We start from the raw sequence: 21,385 nt of genomic DNA on the forward strand, positions 1-21,385 counted from the left end.
GCTCAGCGGGGCGGTGCGCCGGCCGGCGCGGCTTCGAACTCCACCACCGCCGGTACGCGCGCGATGCGCAGTTCGCCGCCCTGCCACGGCACCGGCGCGCCGTCGATCCGCGCATGGCCGCGCATCGCCGTGGGCCAGGCGAGCACCAGTCCGCCCGGCGGCACGTCGAGGCCGCCCGCGAGCTCCAGCCGCACGCGTCCGTCCGCCTCGCGCAGGCGGTACGACAACGGCCCGTGCGGCGTGCGCAGTCCGTGCACCGCCACGCCCTCGCCTTCCAGCCAGTCGTGCGGAATGCCGGCGGCGAGCACCAGCGCGGCGTCGTGCTCGCGCTCGTAGGCGAACATGTCGAGCAGCGAGCGCACGTAGTCGGATTCCACCCACGCATGCGGCAGATCGCCGAGGAAGAACGGCGTGCGCGGCGTGCGCGAGACCACCTCGGCCCACTGGTTCCACCCGCGCGGCTGCTGGTCGGCGAAGAAGAACCGCAACGCCTCGTGCGCGCGATCGCGCCAGCCGAGGCGGACGAAGGTGCCGACGGTGCGCAGCTCGTACGGCGTGTAGTCCTTCCACGCCCGCCGGCCGTCGCGGCGCTCGACGAACTGGCGCCAGTAGCGTTCGAAGGTGGCGCGCAGCGCCGCCTCCGGCAGCCGGCCCTGCTCGCCGCCGGGGGCGAGCGCGATGGTGGTGGAGGTGGCGTCGAAGTCGCCGAGTTCGGCCGCGCCCGGCAGGTAGTCGATGCCGTGCTGCCTCATCGCGATCCCGAGCGAGGCGTACAGGTCGGCACGGAACCGGTCGCGCGAGGCGGCGATGCGCGCGGCGTCGCGCTCGCGCCCCAGCCAGCGCGCGATCGCGACCGCATCCTTGTACCCGCGCAGCGCCCAGAAGTCGTCCCAGTACGAGTGCATCGGCTTGGCCGAATAACCCTCGTGGCTGATGGAGGCCGGCATCAGTCCGTAGAACGCCGGATTGCGCCGGCGGTTCCGCCCGGTGCGTTCGCTCAGGCGCAGCCGGTCCATGTAGGCGACCGCCTTTTCGACATGCGGCCACATGTCGCGCAACAGTCGCTCGTCGCGCGTGTAGCGGTAGATCTCGGCGACCGTGTAGATCAACTGGCCGTGACTGTCGTTTTCCGGCACCGGATCGCTGCCGCGGTCGTCCACGCAGCACGGCACCTTGCCGTCCGGGAACTGGTACGGCGCGTACCAGCGCAGGAAGGCCTCGGCGACGTCGGCGCGGCCGAGCCGCAGCAGCCCTTCGGCGATCATCGCGCCGTCGCGGATCCAGGCGCGCGCGTACGAGCGCGTGCCCGGCTGCAGCCGCGGGCCGGCGCGGCTCATCAGCATGTGGGCGAGCGCGGTGCGCAGCGTGTCCACCGCATGGCGGGCCCTGTCCGGCACCTGGATGCGCACGGCACCGAGCCGTTCGCGCCAGAACGCGGCGGTCTCCTGCTGCAGCCTGGCGGCGGACACCGCCGGGCCTTCAGCGGGCTCGCCGGAAAGCGGCGTGCGCCAATCCACCTCGAAACTCGCGCCGGGCGCGAGCCGCACCGGAAACAGCACCGCGCCCGACGCAAGACCGCGCGGGTCGCCTGCGGTCCGCTCGCTGGCCGCCGTGCGCGGTCCTTGCCTGCAGGCCACGCACCAGCGCGACCAGTCCTCCGCGCGCAGGCGCTCGACGATCTCGCCGGCGTCGAACGGCGATAGCAGCGCGCCGGCGAACGGCTGCGAGAGCCGCAGCGTGCGCCCGTCGACGCGCATTGCGCGCCCCTCCGCTGCGATCTCGCGGATCGGGGCCACGCCGCCGCGGGTGTTGAGGAACTGCGTCGGCGGGTTGACCTGGAACGGACGCGCGGCGAGGACCAGCACGTAGTCGCGCGGCCGGCGGCCCGGGTTGGTCAGCCGATAGCGGGCCACCAGCCGCGACCGCGCGGCATCGCCATGCGCGAAGGCGGTGATGTCCAGCGCGGCGTCGGCGTGCCGCCAGTGCACGCTCGGGATGGGGAGATGGCGCTCCAGCAGCGACTGCTCCGCGCGCACGTCGGCCCACGTCAGCAGCTTGCCGTCCACCACGACGAACGGCTCGACGCTGAAGCGTCCGCGCGCCACCTCGACCGCGCCGTCCTCGCCGAGCAGTCCCTGCTCGGGGCCGCCGTCCACGCCCAGCAGCGTCCAGTACGGCTGTTCGCCGTGGAAGCCGCGCGGGAACTGGCCGCGCGGGTGCTCCGCGGCCAGCGCGCGGATGAAGTCGTTGGGCGTCGCCGCGAACCCGAGCGGCTTCACCTCGATCTCCTCCAGTGCGTAGGCCGTGCCGGGACCGGACTGCGGCCGCAGACGCAGCAGGCGCGCCTCGGACTCCGGCAGCGCGAGCGCATCGAAGCCGCCGTTGCCGTGCTCGACCCGCGCGATCTCGCGCCACTGCCCGGGCGCACCGGCGGCGTCCACCGCGTAGCGCGATGCGTGCGCGCCCGGCCCCCAGCGCAGGATCAGCCCGCCGAACTCGCGCGGCGCGCCGAAGTCCAGCACCAGCGCGGGCGCGCCGTCCTTCGACACGCGCCAGGCCGTGCGCCGCGAGCCGTCGACCGCGCGCGCGGCCGCCTGCGCGCCGCCGGTCGACGCGGCGTCGCCGAGCGGACGCAGCGGACCGGTCGCATCCGGCGGCAACGGCTCGAAGTGCAGCTCGTCCAGACACACGCGCCCGCGACCGCCCTCGCGCGCGCTGACCGTCAGCTCGATGCGGGCGCTCTCGCGCAGCGTGCGGTCGGCCGCCGGTCCCCAGGCGAACTCGATGTGGCGCTTCTTGAACGCCAGCGGTGTCCACGCCGCCGGCCAGGCGAAGTCCGGGCGGTTGAACCACCAGACGTTGTCGCCGCCGGCATCGACGAACTTGATCTCGAGATTGTTGCGCGGTCCCTCGCCGCGCAGGTGCAGGCGGAAGCGGTAGTTCTCGGGGAACCGGATCGGAAGCCGGCGTCGCGCGACCGCGTAGCCCGCCACGCCGTTGAAGTCGTACTCCAGGCACAGCGCCCGGCCGTGCGCGCCGGCGACCGTATGCAGCCGCGCGCTCACGCTGTCCGAGCCCACCGCTTCCCAGCCCTGCGCCGACTCGAACGCGTCGAGCACGCGCGCCGGGGTCGCATCCGCCGCGACCGGCGGCGCCAGCGCCGCCACCGCCGCGAGCCACCCCAACGCCCGTTCCGCCGTCCGCATCGGCAGCTACCCCTTCACGCTTCCCAGCAACAGACCCTGCAGGTAATACCGCTGCAGCGCGAGGAACAGCAGCAGCACCGGCAGCACCGTCACCACCGAGCCGGCCATCATCATCTCGTTGTCCTGCACGTGCTCGCGCGAGAGCGTGGCCAGCGCCACCGGCAGCGTCTGCATGGACTGGTCGCTGAGCACGATCAGCGGCCACATGAAGTCGTTCCAACCGGCGAGGAACACGAAGATCGCCAGCGTCACCAGGATCGGCCGCAGCAGCGGCAGCACGATGGTGAGGAAGATCCGCCATTCGCCGGCGCCGTCGATGCGCGCCGCTTCCAGCAGCTCGTCCGGGATCGAGCGCGCGTACTGCCGCACCAGGAAGATGCCGAACACGCTGGCCAGCCCCGGCACCATCGCGCCGGCATAGTGGTTGACCAGCCCGAGCGGCTTCAGCATCAGGAACAGCGGCATCATCGCCACCTGCGCGGGAATCACCAGTGCGGCGAGCAGGGCGCGGAAGGTGCGTTCGCGTCCGGCGAAGCGCAGTTTGGCGAACGCATAACCCGCCATCGTGTTGAGCAGCAGCGCCACCAGCGTGGTGCCGCCGGCGACGACCAAGCTGTTGAGCAGATGGCGGCCGAGGCCGGCGCGCGCGAACAGTTCGCGATAGTTGCGAAGCGTCGGCGCGTCCGGCAGCAGCGGCGGCGGGAACCGGCTCGCCTCGCCGGGCTGCATCAACGACACCGACAGCATCCACAGCAGCGGCGCCAGGCTGACCAGCGCCAGACCCAGCAGCGCCCCGTTGACGATCGCACGCGCCAGCCGCGGGTTCATTCCGCCCCCTTGCGCCGCGCCCAGGCCAGCAGCGCGCTGGTCACCGCCATCATCAGCGCGAACAGCAGGAACGCGACCGCCGAGGCGTTGCCGAGGTTCCACCACTTGAAGCCTTCCTCGTACATCAGATACAGCACACTGACGGTGCTCTGCAGCGGCCCGCCCTGGGTCATCACGTACGGCTCGGCGAAGAGCTGGAAGTAGCCCGCGGTGGTCAGGATGGCGACCATCAGCAGCACCGGCCCGAGCATCGGCAGCGTGACGTGGCGGAACTGGCGCCAGGGCGAAGCGCCGTCGATGCGCGCGGCCTCGTACAGATCTTCCGGGATGCTCTGCAGGCCGGCGAGGAAGATGATCATGTTGTAGCCGAAGTTCTTCCACACCGCGAACAGGATGATCGTCGGCATGGCCCAGCGCGGGTCGCCGAGCCAGTCGACCGGGTCGATGCCGAACCAGGACAGCGCCCAGTTGGCCAGTCCGTAGCGCGTGTGGAACAGGTAGCGCCAGATGACGGCGACCGCGACCACGGTCGTGACGACCGGCGCGAACAGCGCGGTGCGGAAGAACGGGCGGAAAATCGCGAGCCTCGAATGCAGCAGCAGCGCCGCGCCCAGCGAGACCGCGATCGACAGCGGCACGCCGACCGCCACGAAGTACGCCGTGTTGCCGAGCGCGGTCCAGAACAGCGGATTGCGCAGCAGCCGGAGATAGTTGTCGAGGCCGACGAAGCGCAGGTTGCGCACATCGGCGAGCGCATAGATGTCGAAGTCGGTCAGGCTCAGCGCGAACGCCGCCAGCACCGGAAGACCGAAGAAGACGGCGATCACCGCGAGCGCCGGAGCGGCGAACACCCAGCCCGCGGTGGAGGCTTTCACGGCGCCCTCCCCGCTTCGCGATCGAGCATCCAGCGGCGCTTCGCGAGGATGGCGTCGGCGCGGCGGTCCAGTTCCGCCGCCGCCTGATCGACGGTCAGTCGGCCCAGCACCATCTGCTCGGCGACCAGGCGCATCTCGGTGGCGATGCGTTCCCACTCCGGCACCTGCGGAGTGGGCTTCGCGCGTTCCAACTGGTCGCGGAAGGCGCGCGCGTGCGCGTCGTCCGCCAGAGCGGCGCTGCGCCAGGCGCTGCGGCGCGGGGGCAGGTCGCCGGTGAGCGCATGGAAGCGCGCCTGCACCTCCGGACGCGACAGATAGGCGATCCATGCCCATGCCGCGTCCTTGCGCCGCGACGAGGCGAACAGCACGAGGCTGGTGCCGCCGGCCACCGAGGCGCCGGGCCCGTCGGGACCGGGCAGCGGCATCGTCGCCCAGTCGTCCGCGCGCTCGGGCGGCAGGCGACGGCGGAACTCGGCGATGTTCCACGGCCCGCTCACGTAGAAGGCGTAGTAGCCGCGTCCGAACTCGTCCCACACGTTGGCGATCTGCGTGTTGCTCACGCGCGGCGCGAGCCCGCGGTCGAACATCGACTTGTAGAACGCCAGCGTCCGCCGGAAACCCGCGCTGCGGAAGTTGCCGTAGCGGCCGCCCTCGCGCAGCAGCGGTTCGGGCTGCTGGATGGCGAGGTTGAGCAGCGGCTCGAACTCGTTGAGCGGCAGCAGGATCGCATAGCGCTCCGGGCCCGCGTCGCGTTTCACCGCCACGAGCGCGTCGCGCCACTCGGCCCAGGTGCGCGGCGGGCGCGTTACGCCGGCGCGTTCGAGCAGATCGCGCCGATAGAACGGCAGGCGCGTCTCCACGTACCACGGCAGCGCGTAGATGCGGCCGTCGATCGCGCCGCTCTGCCACGCGCCGCGGAAGTAGTCGTCGGCACGGATCGACGGTGTGCGCGCCAGCCGGCCGTCCAGCGGCGCCAGCGCGCCGAGCGCGGCGAACTCGGGAATCCACGTGTTGCCCAGCGCGCATACGTCCGGGAGCGCGTCGCCGGCGAACGCGGTCAGCAGCTTCTCGTGCGCGGCGGTCCACGGCACCTGTTGCAGTTCGATGCGGATGCCGGGATGCGTGCGCTCGAACTCGGGGATCAGCCGGGCGACGACCTGGCCTTCGAAGCCCATCGCCCAGAAGCGCACCACCTGCCGCTCGTCCTCGCGCGCACAGGCGGCGAGCAGCATCAGCAGCGCGAGCAGCGCCGCGCGCAGCACTCAGCCCGCCCTCTCCAGCCACCCGCCGCGGAAGCCGGCGCGCTCCAGCCCGCGACGGATGTGCGGATTGCGCCGCATCACCCGCCACACGAAGTCGTCGCGGTGGTTGGCGATCGCCAGCACGATCGGGCCCTGGTCGATGCCGATGTAGTCGCCGTCCACCCAGCCGACGCCGGGCACCACCCGTCCGTGCCTGAGCGGAAGGTCGTAGTGGAAACTCGGGTTGAACGCATCGAGGAAGCCGTACTTCGCGTAGATGGCATGACCGTAGCGGCGGTGCATCTCCTCCACCGCGGGGACCACGACCTCCGGCGCGAACGGCAGCGAACCGGCCGCGGCGGTCGGCGCGATCGTGCCGTCGTCGAGCTCGTACTCGCGGCCGACGCCGCGCGCGGCGTAGGTCCGGAAGCGGCGTTTCCCGCCCCGCCAGTCGAGCTCGGCGTCGATCGGGCCGTCGCAGGCGGTGAGGCCCCAGACGTTCTCGCCATAGCCCGTCCAGCCGCGCGGATTGGCGATCGCGTAGGCGCGCTGCGAGAGCACCGCGCGCCGGCTGTTCTCGAAGTAATCGAATCCGCGGCGGCGCATGTAGTCGTCGAGGATGCCGCGGAGGTCGATCCACAGGTGCGAGTACTGGTGGCCGAACAGCGGCGGAAAGCCCAGGTGCGTCTGGCCGTGGTAGTCGCCCCAGCCGCGGTCGTAGGTGGACGTCCAGGCGTCGTAGGCGTCGCGCCCCACCGGATGTGTGGGCGAGCCGAGCGCCAGCACGTAGACGAGCAGCGCCTCGTTGTAGCCCTGCCAGTCGTGCTCGAGCATGCCCTGCTCGGGCTTCCAGCCCATCGAGATCAGCGCGCCGCGCGCCTGCGCCCAGGGCCATTCGATGCGGCGGTAGAGCGTCTCGGCCCGTTCGCGGATCTCGCGCTCGCCGGCGCTCGGCCCGTCGTAGTACGACTGCGCGAACAGCACGCCGGCCACCAGCAGTGCGGTGTCGACGGTGGACAGCTCGTTGGTCTGGAATCGCCGCCCGCGCTCCATGTCGAGGAAGTGATAGAAGAAGCCCTTGTGCCCGGCGGTACCGGCGGCCGCCGGGCCCTGCGGCGCCGAGGCGAAGAAGCGCAGCGTCGCCAGCGTGCGCGCCACCGCCTCCTCGCGCGCGATCCAGCCGCGTTCGACGCCGACGCCGTAGACCGTCAGGCCGAATCCGACCGCGGCGATGCTGGCGAACGACGGCGTCGGCCAGCGGTCGGGCACCAACCCGGTGCGCGCATCCGCGAGTTCCCAGAAGTAGCCGAACGTGCGCCGTTCGAGATCGTCGAACAGCGGCGGCAGCGCGCGCCGTGCGGGCGCCGCCGGGCCCGCCGCGAGCGATGCCGCGCGATGGCAGCCGCCGGCGGCCATCGCCGCCGTGGCGGTGGCCACCGCGCCGAGGAACCGGCGGCGCGACGTCAGGCCGTGGCTCATCGCATCGTCTCCGCGGCCGTCATCACCAGCTCAGGCCGAACGAGAGCTTGAACGTGCGCGTCGGCAGCACGATGTCGTCGTTGTGCCGGCCGAAGTTCGGATTCGGCACGCCGGCGAAGCCCCACCAGTCGTCGTAGCCGGCCCAGTTGCGCGCGTTGGTGACGTTCAGCACGTCCGCGCGGACGCGCAGCTTGACGTCGCTGCCCGTGTCCCATTCCTTCGCCAGCGACAGGTCCCACTGCCTCAGCCCGTAGGTGCCTTCCGGCCGGTACCAGTCGACGAAGCAGGCGTCGCCGCCCGGCAGGCAGTTCACGCCCACCCGCGGCTTGGGGCTTTCCAGCGTCAGCTTGGTCGAGAGCGTCAGCCCCCACGGACCGTCCCAGATCGCCGTGCCGACCAGGCGGTGCCTGGCCACGCCGCGCGCGGGCAGCCAGCCGAAGCCTTCGGTGTCCGGATAGTCGAACAGGCCCGGCCAGCCGTCGACGTTGGAGTTCTGCTCCGCGTCGGTGTAGGTGTAGGCCAGCGTCACGCCCCAGCCCGACTCGCGCGTGTACGGCTTCTCGAGCTTGGTCAGCAGCGCGTTGGTGCGCGTGCCGAGCATGTTGTCGACCAGGATGATGCGGCCGAACGGCGGATCGAAGCCCCACGGCGCGCCCCAGCTCGTGCCGGGCGCGAAGTAGCTGCCGTCGGGGCGACGGTTGCCGAGCCGGAACGCGATGCCGTCCTTGCTGCGGATGTGCGACAGCGTCACCTCGCTCAGCCAGTCGTGGCCGAACATCGGGAACACGTTGCGCATGCCCAGGCTGAACTGGTCCGAGTACGGCACCTTCAACCCGTTGTTGTTGAGGAACCACTCGCGCGGCAGCGTGACGGTACGCGCCAGCTCCGCCAGCACGCCGGGGTTGAGGTAGTCCGGATCCCACGGCACGCAGCCCGACGCCTGCCGGCACACGCCGTCGGCGTCGGTGAAGTAGAAGCTGTAGCGGCCGTAGGACGTGCGGTTGACCTCGACCTGCAGATAGTCGAACACGTTGCGGTCGTACGCGCGCCCGGCGCCGCCGAAGATCACGTGCCGCTGATCGGCGTTGAGGTCGTAGGAGAAGCCGACGCGCGGCTGCCACGCGTCCTTGAACGGCTCGCGGTTGTTGCCGGTGCTGATGTAGTCGTCGATGTCGTAGCCGGCGTTGGCGTTGTTGATGTTCGGCCAGGCGCGCAGTTGCGCCGCGAGCGTCGCCGGCGTGACGTAGTCCTCGTAGGTGGGCGAGGTCTCGTAATCCCAGCGCACGCCGAGGTTCAGCGTCAGGTGCTCGTTCACCTCCCAGTCGTCCTGGATGTAGAGGCCGAACTGCCTGTTCTTCGAGGTCGTGAAACCCTCGCGGGTCCCCGGCACGCCGGTGGCGAACTCCACCCGGTACGGCTGCGTGGTGCTGAGGTTGACGTCGTAATAGAACTGCGGATTGGCGAAGTGGCGTTCGATCGCGTTGACCTCCACCTCCTTGAACTTCACACCCATCTTGAGCGTGTGCCCGGCCCAGCCGGTGAAGGTCACATCGTTCTGCACCGACCAGCCCTTCTGGCCCTTCCGCTGGTTGTTGGGACTGGCGCCGTCGCGCAGGATCTCGACCACCTGACGGCGCTCGGTCGGCGTCAGCTCGGCGGCGGTGAGGATGTAGCCGTTGCCGCTGCTGAGCGGCTGCGGCGCCCAGGCGGTGTCCTCGTGGGTGATGTGCAGGTCGTTGAGCCAGCGCGATCCGCTGTACTGGTAGCGCAGGTCGTAGCGGTCGATGTCGTTGGCGTTGACGGTCGCGTAGCGGGGCGAGTCCTGGCCGCCGTTGCGCACGGTCTCCTCCTCGCGGCGCACCTGCGCCGAGAACTCGACGAAGTTGGCATCGTCGATCGACCAGCTCAGCTTGCCGAAATACATGTCCTGCTTGAACGGCGAACTGGTGCCGCCCACCAGCGCGCGCAGGTCGGCGGGCACGTCGTCCGGCGAATAGAACGAGCTGCCCGGCAGGAACACCGTCTTCGGCGTCACGTACTCCTTCGCCTCGTAGGCGACGAAGAAATGCAGCCGGTCGGCGAGGATCGGGCCGCCGAGGCTGACGCCGTACTGTTCCTCCTTCGATTCGGTCTTGACGCCGGAGCGCTCCTCGGCCGGCGTCGGGTCGCGCCAGTCGGTGCTGGTGCGGTCCCAGAAGAAGTCGCCCTCGAACTCGTTGCTGCCGGAGCGCGTGGCGGCCACCACCGCCGCGCTGCTGATCTGGTCGAACTCGGCCTTGTAGTTCTGCGTGATGACCTTGTACTCGCCGATCGCCGACTGCGGGAACGGGTTGCCGCGACTGGTGTCCTGGCCGGTGATGCCGCCGGGCAGCACGTAGTCCTTCTGGCCGACGCCGTCGATGTAGACGTTGATGGCGCCGTGCGGCTGCGCGCCGCCGCGCAGGCGCGTGTTGCCCGCGCCGTCGCGGATGAACTGCACGCCCGGCACCACGTCCGCGAACGCCAGGAAGTTGCGCGTGCCCTGCGGCAGCGCCTCGATCTGCCGGTTGGACACGTAGGTGGCGATCTCCGACGTGCGCGTTTCCGGCAGCGCCTCGCCGACCGCCACCACCCGCTCGAGCGTGGTCGCCGGCCCTGCGGGCGCCGCGTCCGCTACGTCCAGATCGAGCGTGGCCGTCTGCCCGACCTGCAGCGTCACGGTGCGGCTGGATGTGCGCCCATCCGCGCTGACCTCGATGCGATACGTGCCGGGCGGCAGACCGGGCAGCACGTAGCGGCCGTCGGCATTGGCGCGCACGCTGCGGGTGAGGCCCGTGGCGGTGTTGGTCGCGGTCACCTGCGCGCCGGCGGCGTCGGCGACGCGTCCGCGCACGGTGGCCGCGGTCGACTGCGCCACGGCCGGCGCGGCCACGCAGCCCAGGCAGGCGGCCAGCGCGCAGGCGAGCAGCGAAGGGCGGGCAAGGTGTCGAGAATCGGGCTTCATGGGAGCGCTCCCTGGTTGGGCGTAGCGGCTGTAATCGGTTACATCCCGGGACGACAAAAATCGCTCACGGCGGCTCGACCGAGCGCGTCGAGTCGCGCACCACCAGTTGCGGGCGCACGGTGTCGTCGCCGGGGTCGGGCTCGCCATGCATCTGCGCCAGCAGCCGCCGCGCGGCGCGCGAGCCGAGCGCGGCGATGTCCACCTGCATCGTGGTCAGGCTGGGGCGCACGTAGCGGGCCAGCGGAATGTCGTCGAAACCGGCCACGGCGATCTCGCCCGGCACGCGCACGCCGCGCTCGGCCAGCGCGAACATGCAGCCCAGCGCCATCATGTCGTTGGCCGCGAACACCGCCTGCGGCGGCGTCGCCGCCAGCAGCACCTGCGCGGCGCGATGGCCGGACGCCTCGCTGAAGTCGCCCTCCACGATCCACGGCGGTTGTCCCGGCCGGTGGCGGGCGAGCGCGTCGACGTAGCCGCGCTGGCGCTCCTGCGCCTCGACGTTGTCGGGGGGACCGGCGATGAAGGCGATGGGCCCCCGCCCGCGTTCGGCCAAGTGCGCGACCATCGCCATCGCGCCGCCGTGGTTGTCGACCCGCAACGCGGCGTAGCCGGGCACGTCGCGTCCGGCGTTGATCAGCACGGCCGGCAGCAGCGGGCTCAGGCTGCCGGCGATCGCCTTCAGCGTCGCCTCGGCCGCGAACGGCGCCAGCACCAGCAGACCGTCGACCCGGCCGCGCATCGCCCGCAGCGCCGCGCCCTGCTCGTCCGGGTGGCCGTGATAGCTCGACACCAGCAGATGCAGCCCGTGCTGCCGCGCCACCAGATCGATACCGCGCACCAGTTCGGAAAAGAACTCGCCGTGCAGATCCGGCAGCACCACGCCGAGCGTCTGCGTGCGCCGGCTGCTCAGGCTGCGCGCCGCCGCATGCGGCGTGTAGCGCAGACGCGTGGCCGCCTCCAGCACGCGCACGCGGACCGCCTCGGCCACGTTGCCGGTGCCGTTGAGCGCGCGCGATACCGTCGCCACCGACACCCGGGCCTCGCGCGCGACATCGCGGATGGTTGCGTTCATGACAGGCGTCCCAACGCGGCCGGCCGAATGTAAACGGTTACAGCCGACCGTGCAAAGCGGGGTTCCGCGCGCCCCCGCACGTTGCCAGCAACGCCGGTTCCGCTAAGGTTTCGGCCGGCAGGCGTGCTGCGGTGCACGAGGGCGCCTGCGCGGATGTGTTCCCCAGCCGACCATCAGGACGATGCCCGATACCCCCCCGCCCGCCGCCACGCCCGCCCCCGTCTTCCACCGCCATCCGGACGCGGACCGCTGGGCCGCCGCCGCCGCGGACGCCATCGCCCGCGCCCTGCAGGAGGCGCTCGCCCAGCGCGAACGCGCCCGTCTGCTGCTGTCCGGCGGCACCACGCCGGCGCCCGCCTACGCGGCGCTGTCGCGGCACGAACTGGACTGGTCGCGGGTCGATGTCGCCCTGGTGGACGAACGCTGGCTGCTCCCGGACGACCCCGACAGCAACGCGCGCCTGGTGCGCGAGCACCTGCTGCAGAACCGCGCCGCCGCCGCGCGGTTCGAAGCGATCACCCAGCCCGGGCGCACCCTCGACGACGCCGTGGCCTGCGCCAACGCCCACGCCCGCCAGCCCGCCGCGGCCGCCGTGCTGGGCATGGGCGACGACGGCCACACCGCCTCGCTGTTCCCCGGCATGCACGGACTCGATCGCGCGCTGGGCAGCGAGCGGCCCTACGTCGCGGTGGACGCCCGCGACTGCCCGGGCGCGCGTCAGTGGGCCAAGCGCATCAGCCTGACCCCCGCCGGCCTGCGCTACGCGCGCACCCGCCTGCTGCTGCTCCGCGGCGAGAACAAGCGGCAGGTGTTCGAGCGCGCACTGGCCGACGGCGACCCGCACCGCTGGCCGGTGCTGGTGGCGCTGCAGGGGGAGACGCCGTTGCAGGTGCATTGGTGTCCTTGAGGGGTGGGGGCGGGGATCGGGGATCGGGGATCGGGGATCGGGGATCGGGGATCGGGGATCGGGAATCGGGAACTGGGAACTGGGAACTGGGAACTGGGAAGCGGGAACCGGGAACCGGGAACCGGGAACCGGGAACCGGGAAGCGGGAACCGGGAACCGGGAACCGGGAAGCGGGAACCGGGAACCGGGAAGCGGGAAGCGGGAAGCGGGAACTGGGAAGCGGGAACCGGGAACCGGGAACCGGGAACTGGGAAGCGGGAACTGGGAAGCGGGAACCGGGAAGCGGGAACCGGGAAGCGGGAACTGGGAAGCGGGAACTGGGAAGCGGGAACCGGGAACCGGGAACCGGGAGGCGGGATCGAGATCGGGGAAGCGGTCCCCGGCTATGAACCCGTCCCCCCGGCGAAAGCCGGGGCCCATTGTCGGGGCTCGCAGAATCGATCCCGGCCTGCGCCGGGGCGACGGTGCACGGGCTCGGCCATCGCGCGGCGGCAGCGCCCCGCAGGCGCCGCCCGCTCCAAATCCCTATCCCCTATCCCCTATCCCCTATCCCCTATCCCCTATCCCCTATCCCCTATCCCCTATCCCCTATCCCCTATCCCCTATCCCCTATCCCCAATCCCCAATCCCCTGTTCCCTGTTCCCTGTTCCCTGTTCCCTGTTCCCTGTTCCCTGTTCCCTGTTCCCTGTTCCCTGTTCCCTGTTCCCTGTTCCCTGTTCCCTGTTCCCTGTTCCCTGTTCCCTGTTCCCTGTTCCCGATTCCCGATTCCCGATTCCCGATCCCCGATTCCCGATTCCCGATTCCCGATTCCCGCCCTCCTCCACAGGCGTCCGCGCCACGATCGACAGCGCATGGATGTCGGTGGTCATCAGCGCGCCGAGCGCGGCGTACACCGCGCGGTGGCGGGCGATCGGACTCATGCCGGCGAATGCGTCGCTGACGATCTCGACGCGGAAATGGCCGCGGCCGTCGCGGGCGCCGGCGTGGCCGGCGTGCAGGTGGCTCTGGTCCTCGATCCGAAGCCGCAGCGGCGAAAGCGCGGCCTCGAGCGCGGCGCGGATCGCCGGCACGCGCTGCTCGCGCGGCAGCGGGCCGCTCACGGCAGCACCTTGCGGAAGGGGCGCACCTCGACGCGCGCGTACACGCCCGCCTCGACGTACGGATCGGCCTGCGCCCAGGCCTTCGCTTCCTCCAGCGAAGCGAACTCGGCCACGATCAGGCTGCCGCTGAAGCCGGCCGGGCCCGGGTCCTCGGCATCGATCGCCGGGCACGGGCCGGCCAGCAGCAACCGGCCGCAATCGCGCAGCGCCTCCAGCCGGGCCACGTGCGCGGGACGCGCGGCAAGCCGGCGCGACAACGCATCCGGCGCATCGAAACCTTCGATCACGTACCACATGAACGCGCGCAACCCTCGGGAGGAAGGCGCGCATTGTAGGCGCTGGACAGCGCCGGTCCCGCGCGCTTACCCTAGCGGCCAATTGCATCAGGCCGGCGCAGCGGCTTGGGCGTCCGAACCGCCCGACACACGGCTCCGTGTGCACGCTGCTCCCCCCACCGGCCCGGCTCGCAACCCTTCGACCCAGGCGGACGCTGCCGCGCTCCGTCCGGTCCGGGCCTTGCGACCGCGCGAACCGCTTTGCTGTCCGTTGCATCGTGCCGTCCACGGCCGCGCCGCCGTGTGCGTTCGAGGTGACGCCTCTGGTCCCGCGGACAGGCGCCCGCCCGTCCAACAGCGCATCGCATGAGCCACGACCTCGCGCCCGCCGCGAACGACGCCAATCCGACGCCTCACGCGCCGCAGCAGCAGGAAATGCCGCTGGCGGTGGTGCACGGGCAGCCGGTGCTGCAGATCCCGCAGGACCTGTACATCCCGCCGGATGCGCTGGAGGTCATCCTCGACGCGTTCGAAGGCCCGCTCGACCTGCTGCTGTACCTGATCCGCCGGCAGAACCTGGACATCCTCGACATCCCGGTCGCCGAGATCACGCGCCAGTACATCGACTACATCCAGGCGATGCACGAGATGCGCTTCGAGCTCGCCGCCGAGTATCTGGTGATGGCCGCGATCCTCGCCGAGATCAAGTCGCGCATGCTGCTGCCGCGGCCGGTCAGCGAGGACGGGCTGGAAGAGGATCCGCGCGCGGAGCTGGTGCGCCGGCTGCAGGAGTACGAGCGCTTCAAGAAGGCGGCGGAGGACATCGATGCCCTGCCGCGCATGGAGCGCGACACCGCGCCGGTCGCCGCCTACGTGCCCGACCGCGCGGCGGTGAAGCTGCCGCCGCCGGTGGACCTGCAGGAGATGCTGCTGGCGCTGCGCGACGTGCTCAAGCGCGCCGAGCTGTTCAGCCAGCACGCGATCAGGCGCGACGCGCTGAGCGTGCGCCAGCGCATGGGCGAGCTGCTCGAGCGCATGGGCGACGGCGCGTTCCATCGCTTCGAGTCGCTGTTCACCGCCGAGGAAGGACGGCTCGGCGTGGTGGTGACGTTCCTGGCGATGCTGGAACTGGCGAAGGAGCGCCTGATCGAGATCGTGCAGGAGCTGCCGCTGGCGCCGATCTACGTCAAGTCGCTCGCCGCCGGCGGCGCGCCGGAGGGCGTGGAGCTGCGCAGCGAGTTCGACGACGCGCCGGATGCGGCGAACGATGCCTGAGGCGCGGGAGCGGGGATCGGTGATCCGCGATCCGTCCAGGCGGATGGCGACTCCCCATGCGGCCCGACATCCTCGCACTCCCGCCGAACGTAGACACTGGATTCCCGCTTGAGCGGGGATAACGAAGGCAAGCCCGAACGCCCCTCAATGGATCAATCGCTCATCACCCGCATCGTCGAGGCCGCGTTGCTCGCCGCCAACCAGCCGCTGTCGCTGGCGCAGTTGCACGCGCTGTTCCCGGAGGACGACCCGGCGCCGCCGGGCAGCGTCGAACAGGCGCTGGAAACCCTGCGCGAGGGCTGCGCCGAGCGCGGCATCGAGCTGATCGAAGTGGCCTCCGGCTTCCGCTTCCAGGTCAAGGCCGACGTGCACCCGTGGGTGGCGCGGCTGTGGACCGAGCGGCAGACGCGCTACACGCGCGCCACGCTGGAGACGCTGGCGCTGATCGCCTACCGCCAGCCGATCACCCGCGGCGAGATCGAGCAGATCCGCGGCGTGGCGGTCAGCAGCAACATCATCAAGGCGCTCGAGGAGCGCGACTGGATCCGCGTGGTCGGCCACCGCGACGTACCCGGCAAGCCGGCGCTGTACGGCACCACCAAGGCCTTCCTCGACTACTTCGGCCTCAAGCGCCTGGACGAGTTGCCGCCGCTGTCGGAACTGAAGGACATCGGCGAGCTCGAGCCGGAGCTGCCGCTGGAGAACCCCATTCCCGCGAACGTGTCCGACGCGGGAGGCGCGGAAGGCGATACGCCTTCGCCCGGCGCGGGCGCCGACACCGGCATCGCGGCCGACGCGCCAGCATCGGACGACACCGGCGGGGACGGCCCCGCCGCCCACCCCGGCCCGGCCGACGCCGCGGCCACCGAAACCCCCAACGAAGCCCTGGATGACGACGCCGAACCGGTCTCGTCGGAGCACGCTACCCCATGACTGATACTTCCCGCCGCACGCTGTCGCTCAAGCGCGGCGATACCCCCCGCGACACCGCACCCCGCCTCGAGGAACGCCTGCACAAGGTCCTGGCCCAGGCCGGCCTCGGCTCGCGGCGCGCGCTCGAACAGCGCATCGCCGACGGCCTGGTCAAGGTCAACGGCGAAACCGCCCAGGTCGGCATGAGCGTGCGCAGCGGCGACCGCATCGAGCTCGACGGCCGCCAGTTCGTCGCCACCGCGCTGGCCGAACCCGCGCGCGTGCTGGTCTACCACAAGCCGGAAGGCGAAGTGACCACGCGCGAGGATCCCGAAGGCCGCCCGACCGTGTTCGACGCCCTGCCCGCGCTCAAGGGCGCGCGCTGGATCGCGATCGGGCGGCTCGACATCAACACCACCGGCCTGCTGCTGCTCACCACCGACGGCGAGCTGGCCAACGCGATGATGCATCCGTCCTACGAGGTCGAGCGCGAGTACGTCTGCCGCGTGCGTCCGCCGGAAGGTCAGGAGCACGTGCCGGAGAACCTGGTCGACCGCCTGCGCCGCGGCGTCGCGCTCGAGGACGGCCCGGCCAAATTCGACGAGATCGAGGCGATCGGCAGCAGCGAATCGCACGACTGGTTCCGCGTCGTGGTGAAGGAAGGCCGCAACCGCGAGGTGCGCCGGCTGTGGGAATCGCAGGGCTGCCAGGTCAGCCGGCTCAAGCGCATCCGCTACGGCAAGGTCACCCTGCCGCGCGAGCTCAAGCGCGGGCAGTCGCAGGAGCTGCCGACCGCGCAGGTCGAGGCGCTGCGGCGCGAGCTGGGCCTGGAGGACGGGCCGCCACCGGCGCTGACGCTGCAGCCGGTGATCGGCCAGCGCAAGGCGGCGAAGGCCACGCTGCACCTGGCCGGCGAACGCCCGCAGGGCTACGTCAACGGGGTCAACACCGCCGACGAGGGCCGCGAGCTGCGGCGCTTCGACCACGTGCGCGACGACCGCCGCGGCCGGCGCGGCGGCAAGCCGGGCGGGCTCACCGTCACCGGCGAGGCGGCCGCCAAGCAGATCAACAAGCCGCTCAAGACCCGCAAGCAGAAAGGCCCCAAGCCGCTGCCCGAGGGCAACCCGGCCGCGTTCCGCACCTGGTACGTGCCGGAAGGCGTCGAAACCGGCCCCAGCGGCCACCGCAACCCGGGCGGCCGCGGCAAGAAGCCGTTCGCCAAGGGCGGCGGCGCCAAGCCCGGCGGCGGCAAGTCGGGTTCGGGCCAGCACGCGCGCAAGGCGCCCTATGGCCATCCGGGCGGTGCCATGAGCTTCCCGTCCGACCACGCCAACCCGGGCTATTCGCCTTACGGCGACAAGCCGCGCGGCCCCAAGCCCGGCGGCGCCCGCCGCCGCGGCGGCGGCGGCGGTGGACGCCCCGGCGGCGGCGGACGCGGCCCGCGCTAGCAGCACCGCGAGGACGTACGTCGGCCAAGCGTAGGCTGGCCGGGGCCGTAGGTTGGGCTGAGCCGAAGGCGAAGCCCGACGCCCCGCGCACCGGAGTCGACCAGGGCGACGTTGGGCTTCGTTTCACTCAGCCCAACCTACATCGCTAGCAGCACCGCGAGGACGTACGTCGGCCAAGCGTAGGCTGGCCGGGCCGTAGGTTGGGCTGAGCCGAAGGCGAAGCCCGACGTCCAAATTCCGCCGCGCCTGCGTTTCGCACGCCACGGTGGGCCTGGTTTCACTCAGCGCAACCGACGCACCGGGAACGCGCGGACGTCCGCGCGCGCATTTCACCCTCGCTCCATCCTCGCTTCATCGAGCGGGCGCAATCTCCGCGGCGGTTGGCCGGGGAAACGCGCATGCAGGACTGGGATCTGGTGGTGGTCGGGGCGAGCTTCGCCGGCGCGGCGTGCGCACTGGCGGCCGCGCATCGCGGGTTGCGCGTGTGCGTGCTGGAGCGCAAGCGCGACCCCGGCGAGCGGCTGCACACCACCGGCATCATCGTCAAGGAAGCGGCGGAGCGGACCTGGCTGCAGCGTCTGCCGCCCGGACTCACGCGGCGGATCGGGCGCGTCCGGCTGTACTCGCCCCGGCTGCGCCACCTCGATCTCGGCGCGCCGGACTACTACTTCCTCACCACCGACACGCCGGGGGTGATGCGCTGGCTGGCGGACGAGCTGGTCGCGCACGGCGTTGCCCTGCATCTGGGCACCGCCTTCACCGATGCGCGCGACGAGGGCGAACGTCTGGTGCTGCCGGGCCTCGGCCGCACGCGCTTCCTGGTCGGCGCCGACGGTGCGCGCTCGCGCGTGGCGGTGCGGTTCGGACTCGGACGCGTGCGCGAGCACCTGCACGGAGTGGAATACGAGTTCGCCGGTCGCACGCTGTCCGACCCGGACGCCCTGCACTGCTTCATCAGCAAGCAGTACGCGCCGGGCTACATCGGCTGGGTGGCGCAGAACCCGGGCGGTGTGCAGGCCGGCATCGCCCTGCGACGCGGCGCCGGACGGGCGCGTCGCCCCGATCTGGACGGCTTCCTGCGTCACGTCGGGCCGCGCGTCGGCCTGCCGGCGGACGTCAAGCCGAGCGCGGTGCGCGCCGGCCCCATCCCCTGCGGCGGCGCGGTCGCGCCGCTGGCCCGCGGGCGCGTCATCCTCACCGGCGATGCGGCGGGGATCGTCTCGCCGGTCACCGCCGGCGGCATCCACTCCGCGTGGGAGCACGGCTGGCGCGTGGGCGAGGCGATCGCCGGGCATCTGCGCGACGGCGGCCCGCCGCCCGCGCGGGTGGCCACCGACGCCGCGCCCACGTTCCGCCGCAAGCGCGCGCTGCGTTGGGCGTTCGACCGCTTCCAGGCCGACTGGCCGTTCGATCTGCTGCTGTACTCGCTGCCGCTGCGCTGGGCGGCGGAACTGGTCTACTTCCATCGGCGGGGGACACGCTGACGCCAGCCGTCCCGCACCCGTCCGCGTCCCGCGCAGGCTGCGACGCCGCGCGCGCGATTGCTCTATGCTCGCGCGCATCGCGTCCGCCGGTGCCGCCCGCATGAACGAGATCTCCTGGGCCGACTTCGAGCGCGTGGAGCTGCGCGTCGGCCGCGTGGTGGACGCCCGACCGTTTCCCGAAGCGCGCAAGCCGGCCTACGTGCTGCACGTCGACTTCGGCCCGCAGCTCGGCATCCGCAAGTCGAGCGCGCAGATCACGCGCCGCTACACGCCCGAATCGCTGGTCGGCCGCCTGGTGGTGGCGGTGGTCAACTTCCCGCGCAAGCAGATCGGTCCGCTGATGTCCGAGTGCCTGGTCACCGGGTTCCACGACGCGGCGGGAGACGTCGTACTCTGTGTGCCGGACGGCGAGGTTCCGCTGGGCACCCGGCTCGCGTGAGCGCGCACGTCCATTCCATCGCGGCGGAGGAAGGCATGAAGACGGGAAGCTGCCATTGCGGCGCGGTACGGTTCACGGTCGAGGGCGCGCCGGAGCAGGCCGTCGAATGCAACTGCTCGCACTGCCGCCGCAAGGGGTTCCTGCTGTGGTTCGTGCCGCGCGCGGCGCTGGAGGTCCATGCGGGCGAAGACCGGCTGTCGACCTACACCTTCAACAGGCACGTCATCCAGCACCGCTTCTGCGCCACCTGCGGCTGCCAGGCGTTCGGTCTGGGCCGGTCGCCCGACGGCGCCGAGATGGCGGCGATCAACATCCGCTGCCTCGACGACTTCGACGCGCTGGACGTGCCGCGCGTGCCGTTCGACGGCCGCGATCTCTGAGCGCCGTGCGGCAGGCGATCGCCCACGTCGCCCTTGTCGTCCGCGACTACGACGAGGCGCTGGCGTTCTACGTCGGCAAGCTGGGGTTCCGTCTGATCGAAGACACCCACCAGCCCGAGCAGGACAAGCGCTGGGTAGTGATCGCACCGCCGGGTTCCGGCGAGGGCACCACGCTGCTGCTGGCGCGCGCGTCCACCCCCGAGCAGGCGCGCTTCGTCGGCAACCAGGCCGGCGGCCGCGTCTTCCTGTTCCTCCGCACCGACGATTTCTGGCGCGACTACCGCCGCATGCAGGCCGCCGGCATCCGGTTCGTGCGCCCGCCGAGCGAGCAGCCCTACGGCACGGTGGCGGTGTTCGAGGATCTGTACGGCACGCGCTGGGATCTGATCGAGTACGCTCGCCCCGCCCCGCATGCCTCCTGTTGAGACCGCGCCCATGTCCGATTCTCCCGAAGCGCAGTGGCAGGCCTACCACGCGCGCAAGCGCGCCGAGCGGCTGAGCGAGGCGGAGGCGGTCTGGCGCGCGCTGGCCGCGGTCGGCGTGGGCAACGACACCGTGCTGGTGGTGGAGTTCACCCACTTCGGCGCCGACCGCGCGCGGGCCGAGGCGCTGGCGCGGCAGCTTTCCGAGCACTACACCGCCACGCTCGAAGCCGGCAACGACGGCTACTGGCTCGTGCGCGGCACCACGCATCCGTACGGGGTCAGTTTCGACGACGCGCAGCATCGCGACTGGGTGGAGTTCATGTGCGATCTCGCGCAGTCGCACGGCTGCGTGTTCTCCACCTGGGCGGTGACCGTGCATCCTCGCGGCCCGCGCATCGACAGCGAGGCGATCGAAGCGCCCTGACCCCGTTCGTTCGCTTGCCCGCCCTTCACCTGCCCGCCCCGGCGCCGGGCCCTCACGGAGACATGCCGATATGGAAAGCCAGAGCCGTTCGACCTTCGTCACCGTCCTCGCCTGGATCTTCATCGCGCTGTCCGCGTTCGGCACGCTGATCGCGATCCTGCAGAACGTCATGCTGGCGACGATGTTCGCCGAGCCCGACGTCGCGCGCGCCTTCGCAGGCCCGATGCCGCCGGAGATGCCGGCGCCGTTGGGCCTGCTCATGCGTCACCTTCCGCTGTTCTTCGTCGCGTTCCTGCTGGTGTCGGTGGCAACGCTGGTGGCCTCGATCGGGCTGCTGCGACGCTGGAACTGGGCCCGCCTGCTGTTCGTCGGCCTGCTGGCGCTCGGCATTCTGTGGAACGTCGGCGGCCTGGTGGTCAACTGGAGCGTGATCGGCGCGGCGCAGGACACGATCGGCGCCCCCACGACGCCCGGCGCGCCCGACCCGCGGTCGTTCCTGGTCGCGATGCTGGTCGCCAGCGTGCTGCTCACGCTCGCCTTCGCGGCGCTGTTCGGCTGGATCATCAAGCGGCTGCTGTCGCCGTCGATCGCGGCGGAGTTCCGCCGTCGCCGCGACGCCGCACGCGCCTGA

Annotated in this window: 17 protein-coding genes and 2 pseudogenes; 10 read left to right on the forward strand and 9 right to left on the reverse strand. The window is 71.6% G+C overall.

All coding sequences use genetic code 11. The features are described 5' to 3' along the window. Positions 1 to 2: 2 nt before the first annotated feature. The 7 genes from FQY64_RS01700 to FQY64_RS01730 form a co-directional block, all read right to left on the reverse strand. On the reverse strand, positions 3 to 3,206 hold the full coding sequence (locus FQY64_RS01700; RefSeq protein WP_146471971.1) for a discoidin domain-containing protein: 3,204 nt from the start codon (positions 3,204 to 3,206) through the stop codon (positions 3 to 5). Between the two features lie 6 nt (positions 3,207 to 3,212). Then, a complete protein-coding gene (locus FQY64_RS01705) occupies positions 3,213 to 4,034 on the reverse strand; it encodes a carbohydrate ABC transporter permease (protein WP_146471972.1) in 822 nt (273 codons plus the stop codon). Further along, entirely contained in the window at positions 4,031 to 4,909 is an 879-nt protein-coding gene (locus FQY64_RS01710) for a carbohydrate ABC transporter permease (RefSeq protein ID WP_146471973.1), read from the reverse strand. The genes FQY64_RS01705 and FQY64_RS01710 overlap by 4 nt, the downstream gene beginning before the upstream one ends. Continuing rightward, a complete protein-coding gene (locus tag FQY64_RS01715; RefSeq protein WP_146472012.1) occupies positions 4,906 to 6,141 on the reverse strand; it encodes a sugar ABC transporter substrate-binding protein in 1,236 nt (411 codons plus the stop codon). Before FQY64_RS01715 ends, FQY64_RS01710 begins: the two co-directional genes overlap by 4 nt. A 30-nt stretch (positions 6,142 to 6,171) precedes the next feature. Then, a complete protein-coding gene (locus FQY64_RS01720; RefSeq protein WP_386112937.1) occupies positions 6,172 to 7,566 on the reverse strand; it encodes a glucoamylase family protein in 1,395 nt (464 codons plus the stop codon). Positions 7,567 to 7,651: 85 nt separating this feature from the next. Beyond that, complete coding sequence (locus FQY64_RS01725) at positions 7,652 to 10,612, reverse strand: TonB-dependent receptor (RefSeq protein ID WP_146471975.1); 2,961 nt, start codon at positions 10,610 to 10,612, stop codon at positions 7,652 to 7,654. 64 nt (positions 10,613 to 10,676) lie between these two features. Then, complete coding sequence (locus FQY64_RS01730; protein WP_146471976.1) at positions 10,677 to 11,684, reverse strand: LacI family DNA-binding transcriptional regulator; 1,008 nt, start codon at positions 11,682 to 11,684, stop codon at positions 10,677 to 10,679. Between the two features lie 181 nt (positions 11,685 to 11,865). On the opposite strand from FQY64_RS01730, the gene pgl reads away from it, so the two are divergent. Continuing rightward, complete coding sequence (gene pgl, locus FQY64_RS01735) at positions 11,866 to 12,591, forward strand: 6-phosphogluconolactonase (protein WP_146471977.1); 726 nt, start codon at positions 11,866 to 11,868, stop codon at positions 12,589 to 12,591. A gap of 813 nt (positions 12,592 to 13,404) precedes the next feature. Here pgl and FQY64_RS14995 read toward each other — a convergent pair. Then, a pseudogene (locus FQY64_RS14995) lies at positions 13,405 to 13,692 on the reverse strand (BolA family protein); the annotation flags it as partial. Continuing rightward, positions 13,689 to 13,988: a YciI family protein gene (locus tag FQY64_RS01755; RefSeq protein WP_146471978.1), complete on the reverse strand. Its 300-nt coding sequence runs from the start codon at positions 13,986 to 13,988 to the stop codon at positions 13,689 to 13,691. The pseudogene FQY64_RS14995 and the gene FQY64_RS01755, both read right to left, overlap by 4 nt. A gap of 345 nt (positions 13,989 to 14,333) precedes the next feature. Here FQY64_RS01755 and FQY64_RS01760 point away from each other — a divergent pair, with 345 nt between their 5' ends. From FQY64_RS01760 to FQY64_RS01800, 9 genes and pseudogenes are all read left to right on the forward strand, one after another. Further along, positions 14,334 to 15,242 carry a segregation and condensation protein A gene (locus tag FQY64_RS01760; RefSeq protein ID WP_146471979.1) on the forward strand — a complete coding sequence of 303 codons (909 nt, stop codon included), beginning with the start codon at positions 14,334 to 14,336 and terminating at the stop codon, positions 15,240 to 15,242. A gap of 147 nt (positions 15,243 to 15,389) precedes the next feature. Then, positions 15,390 to 15,938 (forward strand): annotated as a pseudogene (scpB, locus tag FQY64_RS01765) (SMC-Scp complex subunit ScpB); the annotation flags it as partial. Between the two features lie 233 nt (positions 15,939 to 16,171). Further along, positions 16,172 to 17,602 carry a pseudouridine synthase gene (locus FQY64_RS01770; protein WP_146471981.1) on the forward strand — a complete coding sequence of 477 codons (1,431 nt, stop codon included), beginning with the start codon at positions 16,172 to 16,174 and terminating at the stop codon, positions 17,600 to 17,602. 398 nt (positions 17,603 to 18,000) lie between these two features. Then, positions 18,001 to 19,086 carry an NAD(P)/FAD-dependent oxidoreductase gene (locus FQY64_RS01775; RefSeq protein WP_146471982.1) on the forward strand — a complete coding sequence of 362 codons (1,086 nt, stop codon included), beginning with the start codon at positions 18,001 to 18,003 and terminating at the stop codon, positions 19,084 to 19,086. A 100-nt stretch (positions 19,087 to 19,186) separates the two neighbouring features. Then, on the forward strand, positions 19,187 to 19,525 hold the full coding sequence (locus FQY64_RS01780; RefSeq protein WP_146471983.1) for a tRNA-binding protein: 339 nt from the start codon (positions 19,187 to 19,189) through the stop codon (positions 19,523 to 19,525). A 35-nt stretch (positions 19,526 to 19,560) separates the two neighbouring features. Beyond that, positions 19,561 to 19,905 carry a GFA family protein gene (locus FQY64_RS01785; RefSeq protein ID WP_146471984.1) on the forward strand — a complete coding sequence of 115 codons (345 nt, stop codon included), beginning with the start codon at positions 19,561 to 19,563 and terminating at the stop codon, positions 19,903 to 19,905. A 5-nt stretch (positions 19,906 to 19,910) separates the two neighbouring features. Further along, the gene (locus FQY64_RS01790) at positions 19,911 to 20,330 is read left to right on the forward strand and encodes a VOC family protein (RefSeq protein ID WP_146471985.1); all 420 of its coding nucleotides are present in this window, start codon (positions 19,911 to 19,913) and stop codon (positions 20,328 to 20,330) included. Between the two features lie 10 nt (positions 20,331 to 20,340). After that, on the forward strand, positions 20,341 to 20,754 hold the full coding sequence (locus tag FQY64_RS01795; RefSeq protein WP_146471986.1) for a hypothetical protein: 414 nt from the start codon (positions 20,341 to 20,343) through the stop codon (positions 20,752 to 20,754). A gap of 70 nt (positions 20,755 to 20,824) precedes the next feature. Beyond that, a complete protein-coding gene (locus tag FQY64_RS01800) occupies positions 20,825 to 21,385 on the forward strand; it encodes a hypothetical protein (protein ID WP_146471987.1) in 561 nt (186 codons plus the stop codon).

Source organism: Vulcaniibacterium thermophilum (genome assembly GCF_007923255.1).
Taxonomy (GTDB): Bacteria; Pseudomonadota; Gammaproteobacteria; order Xanthomonadales; family Xanthomonadaceae; genus Lysobacter_F; species Lysobacter_F thermophilum.